Source organism: Paenibacillus sp. NPDC058898 (assembly GCF_049316025.1).
Taxonomy (GTDB): domain Bacteria; phylum Bacillota; class Bacilli; order Paenibacillales; family Paenibacillaceae; genus Paenibacillus_AQ.
In genome coordinates, this window is record NZ_JBMOSM010000001.1 from 519,462 (window position 1) to 533,768 (window position 14,307).

At 46.6% G+C, this 14,307-nt stretch carries 13 protein-coding genes; 3 read left to right on the top strand and 10 right to left on the bottom strand.

Annotated features, from left to right (window positions below):
* Positions 1 to 115: 115 nt before the first annotated feature.
* Complete coding sequence (locus ACOZB4_RS02230; protein ID WP_379405574.1) at positions 116 to 1,297, top strand: YhgE/Pip domain-containing protein; 1,182 nt, start codon at positions 116 to 118, stop codon at positions 1,295 to 1,297.
* Between the two features lie 137 nt (positions 1,298 to 1,434).
* On the opposite strand, the gene ACOZB4_RS02235 is transcribed toward ACOZB4_RS02230, so the two are convergent.
* From ACOZB4_RS02235 to ppsA, 7 genes are all read right to left on the bottom strand, one after another.
* Positions 1,435 to 1,965, bottom strand: coding sequence for a dihydrofolate reductase family protein (locus ACOZB4_RS02235; protein WP_379405647.1), 531 nt, complete (start codon positions 1,963 to 1,965; stop codon positions 1,435 to 1,437).
* Positions 1,966 to 2,510: 545 nt separating this feature from the next.
* Entirely contained in the window at positions 2,511 to 2,645 is a 135-nt protein-coding gene (locus tag ACOZB4_RS02240; protein ID WP_379405576.1) for a hypothetical protein, read from the bottom strand.
* A 301-nt stretch (positions 2,646 to 2,946) separates the two neighbouring features.
* Positions 2,947 to 3,612: a prolyl oligopeptidase family serine peptidase gene (locus ACOZB4_RS02245; protein ID WP_379405578.1), complete on the bottom strand. Its 666-nt coding sequence runs from the start codon at positions 3,610 to 3,612 to the stop codon at positions 2,947 to 2,949.
* A gap of 477 nt (positions 3,613 to 4,089) precedes the next feature.
* Positions 4,090 to 5,487: a catalase gene (locus ACOZB4_RS02250; RefSeq protein WP_379405580.1), complete on the bottom strand. Its 1,398-nt coding sequence runs from the start codon at positions 5,485 to 5,487 to the stop codon at positions 4,090 to 4,092.
* Positions 5,477 to 5,947 (bottom strand): DUF6886 family protein, encoded by a 471-nt coding sequence (locus ACOZB4_RS02255; protein WP_379405582.1) that lies wholly within the window; start codon positions 5,945 to 5,947, stop codon positions 5,477 to 5,479. Before ACOZB4_RS02255 ends, ACOZB4_RS02250 begins: the two co-directional genes overlap by 11 nt.
* 191 nt (positions 5,948 to 6,138) lie before the next feature.
* A complete protein-coding gene (locus ACOZB4_RS02260; protein WP_379405584.1) occupies positions 6,139 to 6,270 on the bottom strand; it encodes a hypothetical protein in 132 nt (43 codons plus the stop codon).
* A complete protein-coding gene (gene ppsA, locus ACOZB4_RS02265) occupies positions 6,270 to 8,888 on the bottom strand; it encodes a phosphoenolpyruvate synthase (protein WP_379405587.1) in 2,619 nt (872 codons plus the stop codon). The genes ACOZB4_RS02260 and ppsA overlap by 1 nt, the downstream gene beginning before the upstream one ends.
* 143 nt (positions 8,889 to 9,031) lie before the next feature.
* Here ppsA and ACOZB4_RS02270 point away from each other — a divergent pair, with 143 nt between their 5' ends.
* Positions 9,032 to 9,253 carry a hypothetical protein gene (locus tag ACOZB4_RS02270; RefSeq protein ID WP_076323587.1) on the top strand — a complete coding sequence of 74 codons (222 nt, stop codon included), beginning with the start codon at positions 9,032 to 9,034 and terminating at the stop codon, positions 9,251 to 9,253.
* Here the strand turns inward: ACOZB4_RS02270 and helD are convergent.
* The gene (gene helD / locus ACOZB4_RS02275) at positions 9,250 to 11,655 is read right to left on the bottom strand and encodes an RNA polymerase recycling motor HelD (RefSeq protein WP_379405589.1); all 2,406 of its coding nucleotides are present in this window, start codon (positions 11,653 to 11,655) and stop codon (positions 9,250 to 9,252) included. The two genes, ACOZB4_RS02270 and helD, sit on opposite strands and share 4 nt — an antisense overlap.
* Before the next feature lie 434 nt (positions 11,656 to 12,089).
* On the opposite strand from helD, the gene ACOZB4_RS02280 reads away from it, so the two are divergent.
* Positions 12,090 to 12,284, top strand: a complete 195-nt coding sequence (locus ACOZB4_RS02280; protein WP_379405591.1) for a hypothetical protein — start codon at positions 12,090 to 12,092, stop codon at positions 12,282 to 12,284.
* 559 nt (positions 12,285 to 12,843) lie between these two features.
* On the opposite strand, the gene ACOZB4_RS02285 is transcribed toward ACOZB4_RS02280, so the two are convergent.
* Positions 12,844 to 13,230, bottom strand: coding sequence for a hypothetical protein (locus tag ACOZB4_RS02285; RefSeq protein ID WP_379405593.1), 387 nt, complete (start codon positions 13,228 to 13,230; stop codon positions 12,844 to 12,846).
* 288 nt (positions 13,231 to 13,518) lie between these two features.
* Complete coding sequence (locus ACOZB4_RS02290; RefSeq protein ID WP_379405595.1) at positions 13,519 to 14,256, bottom strand: HAD family hydrolase; 738 nt, start codon at positions 14,254 to 14,256, stop codon at positions 13,519 to 13,521.
* Between the last annotated feature and the right edge of the window lie 51 nt (positions 14,257 to 14,307).

The following is a 14,307-nucleotide window of genomic DNA, read 5'->3' on the forward strand; positions in this document are numbered from 1 at the left end:
TTGCAATGAAGTGACCGTGTGGTGCAGCCATATTTATGGTGAACCTTTCACAAATGAACATTGCGGTTGATAATCAACAATCTGTTCATTATAAAGAAATGAGGAGTAAAGGATCATGAAAATGCTGACACAAAAAATGATGTGGCTGGGAATGGTGCTTGTCCTGATCGTGTTGACCGTATTCGGGTTAGCGATGATGGGATCGGTGCTAGGATCGAAGCCAAAGGAGCTCCCGGTGGCCCTCGTTATCCTGGACCAGCCGACGGAGCTGTCGACTGGAGGAACGTTTGCGGTAGGGGAAATGATCCAGGATAAGTTGTTGTCGAACCCGGCAATGCCCTTCGTCTGGCATGTCGTGGATTCCGAGCAAAAGGCTCGGGAAGGACTGGATAAACGCGAATATTACGGAGCGATGGTGATTCCGGCGGATCTGAGCAGCGGTTTACTCTCGTTAGCAACTCACTCGCCGATTCACCCTAATGTGAAAATCATCTCCAACGAGGGTATGAACACCCAAGCCTCGATGGTCGTAAGACAGGCAATGGGGCAAGCGTTGAAAATGATCAACGGGGAACTGTTGCAGCAGCTGCTTGGGCAGATCGGACAGCAAACGGAGCAGATTCCGGTTCAATCGGCTAAAGCTTTAATGACACCGGTGAACGTTCAGGAGGAAGTCGTGCATCCACCGGGAGCGAATAATGCGTCGGGGAATGCGCCGGGTTTGTTTACCCAGATTATTTGGATCGGCAGCATGGTGACCGGAGTCGTCTTGTTCCTGGCTAGCCAGAAGGCGGTCGCCGCGGGTTCAAGGAGATGGACCGTCAGCGCGCTGCAAGCTATCGGGGGGCTTGCGATCGTCGGCATGGCCTCGTGCTTCACCATATGGATGGCTTCGTCGTGGTACGGCATGGAACTGGCGAACGCGGGGGAGACGTGGTTGTTCTTATGGTTGGCTGGATCGGCGTTCTTCTTGTTGCAATCCTCCTTGCTAAATTGGATCGGATTCCGGGCAATACCGCTGCTCGTACTTCTAATGTTCTTCTCCATGCCGCTGTTGAACATGGCTCCGGAGTTCTTGTCGCAGACGACGCGAGATTGGATCTATTCGTGGACGCCACTGCGGTTCGCGGCAGGAGGGTTACGGGAAGTAATGTACTTCGGGGGACTGGGCGCAGTTGGCTCAAACGCCTTGATTTTGTGGGGCGTCGCCGTGGGATTTTTGGTCCTGCTGCTCGCTTCCGGATTTAAGGCCGGGCGAGCAACAGATGCGCCCCCTTCTTCTGTTACAGGTGATTAATATAAAGATAAGAACAATCCACGTTTCCGAAATGCCTATTAAGCGAGTATGTTCTTGTCGTCTTGCAATTTATGCAGCACTTACTACGCTGTTTTATTGAACTTTCGTCCCTTTAGGTCGCTGGGTCAACCGCAAAACTAAGCTGGAACGTAGGTCAACCTGATCACCTGCTCGCCAATTCGATCGCTTGCCACGAGGTGCAGCGGCGGCCGCGGACCGCCGAAGAATGGCTTGCCGTGACCCAGCACGACTGGATGGATATAGAGTCGATACTCATCAACTAGACCGAGCTCCGTTAGACTGTGGGCCAACTCCGGCCCGGCAACTTCAATCTTCCCTTCATGCTGAGCCTTTAGCCCACGTATGGCCGCTGCGAGGTCGCCCTCGATCAGAGAAGCGTTCGGACCGACGGACTTTAACGTCCTCGACACCACCCACTTCGGTTTGCTTTGCCACGCCGCTGCGTATTCCCTTTCCGGCGCATCCCATTCAAAATGGTCTCCGTCCCAATATCGCATGGTCTCGTACATGCGGCGCCCGTACAGGATACCCGTCAGACCGCGCACGTCTTCGATGAAATGACGGAATAGCACGGGGGCGGGCTGAAATGCCATATGGTCGACGAACCCGTCCAGAGACTGGTTCAACGCAAAAACAATCTTTGCCATGCGACTGACTCTCCTCCCTGGTTTTCTCGCACATTCATCATCAGGATTACACGTTCCATATGCATCCTCCTCTATGTATATTGTATCATCCAACAGCATGCCCGGTTTCTCATGAATTGCTATAACTATCCTGACCGTTAACTTAATGAAATTGCATGGAAATATAGTTAGATACTTGTCTAATCGGTAATTGGCTCATGTTCTTGTCCATTACGGCAATCGGTACAAGTTCTCGTCATAGTCTCCGACTTCAATCTCTTCGATTCGTCCCAAGGATAAATATGGCTATAAAGGATCCTTTGATTTCTCTATTGGTCTTTTGTTTTTAAGTGAAAAGTTTCTTCTTTGTCATCCCATTTAATTTCTACTTTAATAGGCATAGTTTCGTTCGTTACTGCACAGCCTGAACAACTAGAAGGCATTTCAATTATTGCTCCTTTGTAGTTCCCCTCTTTAAGTACTTGTTTCCCATCATTAATGGTAATTTCTAAATTATTTAGTTCTTTACCCGTCGCATTTTTATAACCAAAAATGAACTTTCCACTTTACTTATCTCCAGTAATGTTTGCTGTGTATTCGCCACTCCAACTTGCACTCTCCCCAGTAAGCGAAATTGATTTAATATTGCATCCGACCAAAGTTAAAATCATAATCAATATCAACACATATTGTTTTTTCATTAAGTCCTCCTCTATAATATTGTTCTAAATAATATGACGCTGGGGACAAGTTATAAGTTCCAGTTAAAACGGTTTCACTTATATGCTGTACCACTAAACTGCCCGTTAGTTTAATAAAAGGGCGTCTACCGCCGTCGATGAAATCATATCGGGAATGTTATCAAGTTCTTGTCATTGTGTTTTGACAAGAACTTGATAACATAAATATATAAAGCCGCATAATCAGCGGCTTCTAATGTTACTATGTGTTTGTCACCCGAAAAGAGCTGCCGTCGAGCAAGTTTCCGTTAGTGTAACAACTTCATTTCCTTACCATTAAAGAATGACCTAGAAACCAGCTATATAATTCCGGATTATCGTATGTTTCTGTCCAGGAGTTGTGATTCGACTTAGGATAAATTGTGAAAGAGACATTTCCACCGTTTTCGCGAAGTGCGTCTACCATTTTTTTTGATTCAGCAATAGGAACTATATCATCCTTCGCGCCATGGAATGCCCAGGTGGGTGTTCCTATTAGTTCATGTACACGGTTGGGGTTACCTCCACCACATATTGGAGCGATAGCTGCGAACCTTCCTGGATATTCTGCTGCTAAGTGCCACGTCCCATAACCACCCATGCTTAGCCCCGTCAAGTATATCCGATCTGGATCTACGTTATAGTTTGCAATGATCTCATCTACTAATGCCATCAATCCGTCTTGTTCAGCATTCCAAAAAGAATCCTCCGGGCATTGAGGGGAAATCGTAATGAATGGAAAAGAAGGATCGCGTTCTGCTATCATAGGAATTCCATGTGCTTTTACCAACTCCAGATCATCTCCACGTTCACCTGCCCCGTGAAGAAATAAGATTAAAGGCCACTTATTTGAGGATTCTTTTTCATAATGATCTGGCAAATGTAAGAGATATTTCATCCGCACTCTTTTTGTTATTTCTTTTTCAAATTTATTTACGGTTTGACTCATTGTATCTCCCTCACTTTACTGATATCTCCCATAGGGGGTAAAAATAGAATTCCCCATATTTCCCGGAATTCCTTCAGTTGCATTAAACTGCCCGTTAGTTGAACAAAAGCAGCCGATCTCGTTAACAGCTCCCTTCTTGTCTTCTATTGAACTAACGTTTGATGGCCATTCCATGTTCTTAGCTCCCTTCTAAAAATACAATCGATCCGCACAATGTACTTAAATTATTTGGCTCTTTTGTTGTGTGTCCTCATGTTAGTTCTTGAGAAAAATTCTTGTCATTGAGTTATGACAAGAATTTGTAAACTTCAAACAAAAAAAGCCGCATAGAATACGACTTTCAAAGTCATCATGTTCTTGTCTTCCGCTATTTTTTAGCACATATCCTGCAGTGCCATCCACAACTAAAGCTATGATCCAAAAAAGGCCAACCGAATGGATTGATTGACCTTATTCTTCTTCATGTAATTGCGTGAATCATCCCTTCTTCGGTGCGGCAATCTGACGTGCTACCCTATCGGCTAATGTTGCATCTGCCTGGAATAAATAGCCTAACACAACCCTCTGAATCTCATGAGAAGCCGCCGATAAGTCATCAGCGAGGTTCTGAACAAGATGATCCTGCTGAACTTGTGTGAGCGATTGGTAGAATTGTCCCGCTTGCGTGAAATTATCGGCCTTCGGAATATCGGATCGAACGAGACGGCCAGCTACATAGCGACCTGCCCCGCTCGTTACCTGTTCAGTCGGTGACCAGTTTGCTTGATGGTTAATCGGAATTTTGCGGAAATCCGATCCGAGGCGATGCCGCTGTGAATCCCAATAAATATTGCTGCGACCTTGCAGCATTTTATCATCGGACAGCTCGGCACCATCCAGAAGATTTGACGGGGAGAATGCCAGCTTTTCGATCTGCTCCTGATAATTAGTAGGGTTCGTATCCAATACTAGTCGACCAACTGGCAGCGGAGGGAAATGATTCACATCCCACACTTTCGTGTCATCCAGCGGATCGAACGACAGCATCGCCTCATCCTGTGGGTTCATCAACTGCACATACAGCCCGTATTGGACTGGTGTGCCTTTGGCAATCGTGTCATACAGATCTTTACCCGAATAATCCGGGTTCTCGCAGGCCAAACGAGCTGCTTCTTGCGCATCGATATATTGCTCTCCAGCCAACGGAATCCAGCGATATTTGACGTAGAAGCGGACGTTCTGTGCATTTTTCCAAACATAGGTGTTAACACTGTGTCCTGGTGTATGGCGGAAACTCTTGACCGTCCCTTCGTCCGAGTACAGACGTACAACGAAATGGGTTGCCTCTGGCGCTGTAGCAACGAAACCCCAGAATCGATTCGGATCAATGAGATTGTTAACTGGTGATGGCAGGAAAGCATGAATTGACTCAGGGAACCGGATCGGGTCTCGTACGAGGAACACAGGGATATGATTACAGAGCAGGTCGAAAACACCAAGCTCGGTATAAAATTTCGTCGAGAATCCACGCACGTTGCGGGATGTATCTGGTGTCCCTTTGTTGCTGACCGCAAGTGAGAAACGAACTGTAACGGGTACCCGTTGTCCCGGCTGCTGCAAGAAGCACAGGTTCGTATAAGCGGCCATCGAGTGAAGGGTTTCAAAATAACCCAAGGCACCAAACCCCTTCACGTGGACCGGACGCTCTAATATTTTTTCGTGGACAAAGGTTTCAAGTGTTTCATGCAGCATGCTGTCCTGTTCCAGGATCGGTCCCCGTTCCCCTACCGTCTGCGAATGGTGTTCCGACGACTGCATAGCACTCCATTGTGATTGAGCATTGCCTCCCTGCCAGCTTCGACCGTTTGCCTGATTGTTAGCTTTGTTACCGTCCATTCATCCGCCTCCCATACCTACATTCTCGGGGATATATATGCATGGCTATGTACAGGTATGACAGCATGTCAATTTGTATATTGAATCGAAATGAGTAAATGTGCATTCCATCACATAGGAGAGAAATCAGATCATCGTCAAAGCAATATCTATAAATGGTCTGTGTTGAAATCTTCGTATACCAATCACTTTCCACCGTAACTATGGTATCAGTAATTGAATTTTTGAAGAAAAGTTGCAAATGTTGGTCCGTTGTCTCCTCGTCTTTCCTACACACAATGCGAGGACAATCCCTCGGGAAATAGTATGTAAACTCATGTTCTTCATCAATTGCCCGAACTACCGCAGGAAAATCAGGACGATTTTGTTTCTCTTTAGGAATAAATACTTTGATACTAGCGTCTTCGCTAAAATGAAAAAGCACGCAACCCCTCCTCAAATCGATTACCTTGTATTCCATATGAACATTGAATTATCATGCCTGTTAGCTTAATGAAATTGCATTGGGTTTACTTAGATATTCATCTAACCGGTAATCGGACTATGTTCTTGTCCCTCGACACTCAAAGTGTCACAATTGACATGTCTTCTACTTTTTTTAATGCGTTATTACGCTTGGCAATCAAACTTTAATTACATGGATATACAAAATCAATCTGTAGAACCATTGCTTGCTAAAAGAAAAGCAGGATCAAAACGTAATAAAACACCGCCAGTAATACTGACGGTGTTTTGGTATCTAAAACTTAAAAACGGCTTTCCAGTATCCCAACTTCTTAACATTACAATAATTCGATATACCCTTCTGTTCCATGCACGCGAATTCGTTGCCCATCTTTTATCAATTTGGTCGCGTTCTCCACACCTACAACCGCTGGCAAGCCATATTCACGTGCTATAACGGCTCCATGGGTCATCAGTCCGCCGACTTCCGTAACTAAGCCTTTTATAGATAAAAACAATGGAGTCCAGCTGGGATCGGTAAAGGCAGTCACAAGTATATCGCCATCTTCCAGATCAGCCTCTTCCATATTCAGGATCACCCGTGCCCTCCCTTCGATAACACCCGAAGAAACGGCAAGACCTGCAATAGCTCCGGCGGGGATATTTTCCCTTTTGTACTGACCCGTAATGATTTCGCCATCAGACGTAATCACACGTGGCGGAGTTAGTTTTTCATATAATTTATCCTCGTCCTTCCGCTTGCTGATAATCTGGTAATCTAATTTATTTGTGCGAACAACTTCTTGAAGTTCTTCAAAAGCGAGATAGTAAATATCTTCTTTTTCATAAAGAACTCCCGCTTGTACGAGTCGTTCCGCTTCCTTAAGTAAAGCCTGTTTATAAATGAAGTAGCGACTAACAATGTCGTATTTCGGATATTCACGATAACCGCTGAAATTCCGGATCAGGTCGATCATTTGTTTTGTCTCTTCGGCTTTTTGTTCACCATCCGGTAGTTGTTTCAATCGGGCCAATAAATCCTCTTCTTTCTCCAAAGCTTCCTGTCGCCCCTGCTCAAATTTTCGTTTGCTGGCGCCAGGCTCAAGGTTTTTGATGTTACTGAGGATCATAGGCACCAGTATACTTGGTTTTTCACTCCAGCGTGTTCTTGTAATATCGATCTCCCCGGCACATCGCATTCCATATTTGTCGAGAAAAGCAGTAATAGCATCACGTACCTGCTGCCCACCTTCGAATTGAACCAATTCATCTAAAAAGCTATCATCCTTTACCTGTTCTAGAAACTCAATTATTTCCGGATAGGGACGAATCACATCTGCAACATCCAGTAGCTCCATTCCCATTTCAGAAGTGACGTTGTTAGGTACAGATAGGGAAAGTGTGTCTGCTACGTTTTTTTCACCTAACCAGTCATCCATTTTTTCATTGATCCATGCAGAAGCATGCATAGCGGCCATAATCACATTCAAATTTTTCAGATCTGACGCACGCTGCCTCCGTTGCTGCATATCTTCCAGGATACAATCAAATACATCCAATCCTGATTTCGTTTGGAGATTCTGTTTTAACGCTAATAACGATGTCTCACTGCTCTTAATCAAATTAGCAACAATTGCCGGATCGCTTCCTGCTTCTGCCAGAATATCCGTAGCTGACATACCTATATGGCTTTTTACGGGACCCGGTTCGCTCTGGTCATTCGGGTCCAGCTTTATAAAATCTGCCCGCTCTATGATGGTAATAAGCGCGTCTTTTATGAGCGGATCGGAGTGTCCTAAAACACCCAATAAATTTTGCCTGCCAGTTGTCGAAGCCAAGCCCTTCGTGATATCCACAAACAGCCTTCCGCCAGCCGTTTTAAACATGGGGCTGGCACCTGTTAACACCCAAACGGATATCCCAAGCGGTTTAAAGGGATCCGTCATCATTTGCTGATGGCCGACAGACACATACACGTGATTCTCCTGGTCATTTGCTTCAGGAATGGGATATAAAGTGGTGATCGGCCGGCTCTGGACAATATAAAGGGTATCATCAGCCAAACACCATTCGATGTCTTGGGGCTGGCTGAAATGAGCTTCGATCTGTCTTCCTGTGCGTGCCAGTTGTAAAATTTGGTCATCCGTAAGCGTTTGACTCTTTTGCTGATCAGGATTGAGCTGCCGGGTCTCTGTCCCGCCTTCTTTCCGTCCGTAGATCGCGATTTTTTTGGTTGTAATCCTCTTGTCGACGATTTGCTCATCCCGCACTTTATAAACATCGGCAGAAACCAAGCCGGAGACCAGCGCTTCTCCGAGTCCAAAACTGGCATCGATCGAAAGCAACTTTCGGTTTCCGGTAATTGGATCAGCGGTAAATAAAATCCCAGAAGCCTGTGGGAAGACCATCCTTTGAACGATAACGGATAAATATACTTGACTGTGGTCAAATCCATTTTGCATGCGGTAGATGACCGCACGATCCGTAAATAGGGAAGCCCAGCATTTGCTGATATGCTGCAAGATGGCATCGATGCCGATGATGTTTAAATAGGTGTCTTGTTGACCGGCAAAAGAGGCATGCGGCAAATCCTCAGCAGTCGCGCTGGAACGCACAGCATACGCATGTTCCTCGCCAAACCGGGAGAGATAGCGAGTAACAGCTTCTACTACATCGGAAGGAATTTCTACTTCCAAAATGATCTGCCGGATCTTCCTGCTGATTTCCCCAATTTGGTCTCGATCATCTACTTTTAACATGGTTAGGCGATCCAATAAAGCATGATACGCTTCGTTTTGTCCGATGGCTTTTTGATACCCCGCGGTTGTAACACAAAATCCCTCGGGTACTTGTATTCCTTCAATTTTTGATAATTTCCCCAAATTCAACCCTTTTCCGCCAACGAGTAAAAGCTGCGTTTTTTCCATTTCCTGAAAGCCGAGAACGAAAGTACTCATTCAATATCTCTCCTAACCATTAAATTGATATAAAAACATTTGACAAGAGTTTACCAGTGCGGTAATTGGCCAGTTGATGCTGTAACGTTGGAGGGATTATCACGACGATTGTATGGGATGATGCAGCAGTTGAAAGTGTCGTTATGAGCGATGGTTTTTTAGATCAACTGGGACCGGCGGATAAGGCCGGCGGGATAGACGGTGACGGACCATTTATCATCTTCAGATCGGTGTCGAAGTATTATGAGTTTCGGAATGGCATTATTGACAACGGTGCTGTCCAGAATAACCATGATCATGGCGCCCAAAATTTGCAGAATCATGAGAGCAGCTTATCGCGGCCGACGTCATCCCCGATCCGTTAATAGGGTGCTTTCTCGTACAAATTCGCAGGCAATGCCTGCACGAACGGCGACCAATCGCCCGTCGTGTAAAGATGAAGCCGGTGCATGGCCCGCGTACAAGCCGTATAAAGAAGCTTGCGTTCGTTGTCCCGGCCGTAAGCTTCGGGCGAAGCATCATAGACCAAGACTGCATCAAACTCGACACCCTTGGCGAGATAAACGGGAATGATCATCACTCCTTTTTCAAAGCCCGGCGTCTCCTTCGTAATGAGCTGCAGAGCTTCACCTCCATGAATCCGTAACGATTCATGGGCCTCCCGGCTTTCGGCTGCGGTCTTCGTAATGACGGCAATGGAATCGAAGCCCTCGGCCGTTAGCGCGGCGATGTCTGCCAGAATTTGCGCATCACGCTTCTCACCGCCGTCCAGTCTCGTCAGAAGGGGCTTTGGGCCACCCCTTTCAAACGGTGCAATGTCTTCCCCGCCCGGAAGCATCGATTTCGTAAATTCAACAATCTCCTTGGTTGAACGATAACTACGTACAAGGCGGACAAGGCGTGTTTCGGTTTCACCGAAAAGGCGGACCAGTGGCGAATCAGCTGCGTCCAAACTTGTAGACTGCATATAAATCGCTTGCCCGAAATCGCCGAGCACCGTCATCCGGGCACGGGGAAACAGCTTTTTTAGATATTCATATTGAAACGCCGAATAATCCTGTCCCTCGTCAACGAAGACATGCCGGATTTCCGTGTTCGTCCGGACGCCTTCGATCAGTTCTCTTAAATACAAATACGGAGTCGCATCCTCGTGGAGCAACTCGCTTCGGAGCAGCGCTTCCTTGGTTTGCCCGCATATTTCAGCCCACAGCGGAGGGACGTCGGCCCCATTCGTTTTCTCCCGATAAGGGGCTTCGCTCTCAAATAGTTGCCCATATAAACTCTTGATATCGACGAACGAGAATTTCTTCACGTTTTTCCTAAGCGCTTTAAAGCCTTCTTTCACGATCCTTCGGCGAAGCAGCTCTTCCTCCTTAAGGCCGAAGTCAAAGTCGCCTTCATCTCCCCGGCGTTCGTTCTCACGAGTGGCGTATTTTTCTGCAATTTCGAATACTTCCTTCTCTTTATGCAGCATTTCGAAGGCCTCCACGTACTGCTCGGTGTCAAGATAATTCAACTCTTCCTGTACCCAAGGAGCTTCTCGTTCCGCGCGTTCCAGCGAAGCAAGTTCATTCAGCAGCCATTCCTGCAAAAGTAGGACACGATTGAACAACGGCAGGGAGTGGTCATGGCCGTAAAACTCCGCCTTCATTCGCTCCGCGGTAATCAAATCGCGGTCCCGAAACCGAATACTGTTGAACCGCATGCCTTCCTGTCCCAACCACATTGCATAGTTTTGCAGGGCTTGCAGGAAAGCCTCGGATGCTTTATACCCGATCCCCTGAAGGCGAGCCTCGTACCCCGGCGCTCCTTGCGAGGTCAGCACATATTCGATCTGGTCAAAAGGATCCTCCGGCCGCAGCGAGGAGCCGAGCCAATAATCGAGATATTCCTGAAATGTCGTCTGCTGCATATTCTCTTCGCCGAGCTCCGGAAGGACGGTGGAGATATAACCGGCAAACATCGGATTCGGCGAGAAAAGAACGATCTGATCAGCCTTGATCGTCTGGCGGTGTTTGTACAGCAAGTACGCCACTCGCTGCAACGCCGCGGAAGTCTTGCCGCTACCGGCTGCCCCCTGCACGATAAGCATCCGGCTGCTGTCGTCGCGGATGATGGCGTTTTGTTCCTTCTGGATGGTTGCCACGATGCTCTTCATTTGCGAATCTGCGCCTTTGCCGAGCACCTGCTGCAGCATTTCGTCTCCGATCGTTTCGCTCGTGTCAAACATGTTGCGGATTTGCCCGTTTTGAATCTGAAACTGCCGCTTGAGCTCCATCACCCCTTCGAATCGTCCGGACAGCGTGACATAAGACGCCGGGCCGGGGGGGTAGTCGTAGTACAGGCTCGCGATTGGCGTGCGCCAGTCATAAATCAGAAAGCTCAATCCGTCTTCGTCGACGAAGGAAGAGACGCCGATATAAATCTGCTCGCTGAAGTCCAGACCATCCTCCTTAAAGTCGAAGCGTCCGAAATAAGGAGACGGGAGCAGACGGTTCATGCGTTTCCATTGCTCCGTCAGCAGCTTGTGTCGGCGCTCCCGTTCGGCCAATAACGCGGACTGCTGGTTAATCGTGTAGTAAGTCTCTTCGAAATCTCCGCCCGTGCTTGTGTTAATCGTAAGATCTTCCCAAAACCGCTTGCGGATGTCTGAAGCCTGATCACGCAGCCCCTCAACATCCGGCTCCAGTTCGGCGATTCTCGCCTGCAGCTTGTTCCGGACCTGTTCCAGCCGCTCCTGTTCCTCCTGCCAATCCTTCGCCTCCATTTCCCCTCAACACACTCCTTTTTCCGTTTTTTTTGGGGGTGAAAAAGATTATTGACAAATCAAAATTCCAGATGTACAATTAAAGTAGGGATAAAATATACCGTTGTACATATTTTGATTGTCAATGACGCTAATGATTGTATCATAGCGTTAATTTGCATTCAATTGTTTTTTTGTTGTTACTGTTCGGCAGCGTTGAACACTGGCCCGGATTGTAAACAGTTTCAACAAAACACCGCTGAGTTAAGCTGCCAGGAGATGCCCCTTTAATTCATCAGGGTCATCTTTTTTTATGTCCACTGGCTCTAAATTGTAATGGGTTATGTGGGAGCGGCATTTCAGGCAGACGGACATCCGCTTGTCATCCATGTCCAACGTGTACGAATACACAATACGCCTGTCGGGAACGATTTCCTCTTGGCTAAAAATTTCTCATGATTCATTCTCATCATTCGCATGATATTCGTGAAATACTCTACGGTAACCAGATCGTTCCTTTGCATCCGGCTCGATACATTCTCAAGCTCGTGCAAGAGTTTCTGCTGCGTGTGGATATTTTCTTTAAGGCGATCCATCTGAAGGGAAACGATTCTTCGGGACAGCTCGCCCCTGCCTACCGCGTGATGTAGGACCTCTCGCAGGGGGACGGCGTGTCCACGCTGAATCCGACCGTGGATTTCCGCGACGAATCTGGTTCCCCCTCTCGGCTAACTTGCCAGCTGTTGAACGAGAACACCAAAGAGGGCTACAACAAGTTACCAATTGGCAACCTGCCATAGCCCTCCGCCCCGCATAACCCCTCCATTCCTCTAAAAAACAATGTTCCGAATATGTATTTGTAAAAGGAATATCGGGAATTATGAGACTCGTATTGTCTAAAATATGCTGCTTCGATTTACTGATTTCAATCGTTTATTATTGTAATATAACCGTTCTGTATTTTTTTGTTCCTTAGTTTAAATTATCCTGCCCGTTAGCACAACAACAACAGCAGCCATTAACTTGCTGGCTGCTGTTGTGCTGTTTTGAACTATTGTTTCCCGTTAGTTTAATGAAAGAATGAATAATACTACATAATAATAGAGACCATCGTTGGATCTTGCGAGTCAAAGGTAGCCCTAGGCACAACGTCTTCAATATAAATCATTTAGGACCGACTGTGCCGTGATTTGAGTAGAATCACCCTGGTTACATATTATTCGTAACTTGTGCCTCAAGCGTCTGATAATCAACGATGCTTAACGAAGTCGAACTGGTTTCATCGTATACCTCTGCTGTAACTTCCTCTGGGGATTTCCCAAGTAATACACCAGGATGATATATCATTGTCTCGTCACTGGAGAACCAGTTACTTAACGCAGTCACATCCTCAACACGGCCATCTTCATAAGAACGTACTGCCTTCAGTTGCCTCTCCTCCCCCACCAAAATGTAATCCGATGTTCCATATTCAATGACCAAATTGGCGACAGTCGCTTCTTCTCCAAATGCAATTAGGGTAAAAGAGATACCTACAGACTGAAATACTAACATGAGAACAGTACCGAGTATCATAACTCTAGTGTAATGTTTCATCAGATTCTCTCCTTTTCCATCCAAAAAAGCACCTCTTAATAAAGGGCTTATGCCTTATTAAGAGGTGCTTCCTCTGAAAAGTGTTTATGAATGATATAAATTGAACTCAACTTTAACGAGTATATCGATTATATTTCATGATTTTTTACTCTTTTGCCCTACCCCACTTGGCAATCTCTAGCTGCCTAACCCGGTCAATTAGACTGGTCGAGTCTCGATGATAGTTTAATTTTCGTATTTTGTTATTTAAGTCTTTGATCCACTTTTCATAGTATTCATAGTCTCGTCTTAGTTTATCTCCGACAAGCTTGGCGATCTGCCTTCCAACGGAAGTGTATCTTTCAGCGTCCATAATTCATCATAACTGGAAATCTGAAGATCTGCTTTGGATAAGTCCTGGTCACCTGATCCCGGATTAAAGTATCCAATGCAGCGCATGCCTGCACTTTTGGCGGCCTGAACGCCATTGCGCGAATCTTCAATGACAAGACAGTTTGAAGGGGACACTCCAATCATTTCAGCTGTAGTCAGGAAAATATCCGGAGCCGGCTTGCCGCTCTCGACTTCCTCACCTGTCATTCGGACCTCGAAGTATTTTCCAAGTCCGGTCTTGTCCATGATCAGATCGATCAGTGCACGTGGTGAGGAAGAAGCAACGGCTATTGGAATGTGCTGCTCATGCAGCCAGCTTAACCAGCGTTCCACGGAAGGCATGGCCGTCAGCTCCGGGTGAGCCAGCATCGTCTGCATCACATTATGTTGATGGTAGGCGAGGGCTTCTTCTACGGTAGCCGTCAACTGGTGCTTGTCCAACACTTTCCGCCACATCGACTCCAACGTAACTCCGACATAGGTGTGATGTTCCACCTCCGTCATTTTTGCGCCAAAATGGGCAAAAGAGCTGCGCTCAATCTCGAAATAAATCGGTTCGCTGTCAATCAGTACGCCGTCCATGTCAAAAATGACCGCCTGAATGCTGCCATCCTTCGACTCTCCCAGCCCGTCAAACTCCTTGTTTGCTACCATGTTGTATTCCTCCTCCAGGATTCTGTAAGCAATTATCTCTAATTTATCTCA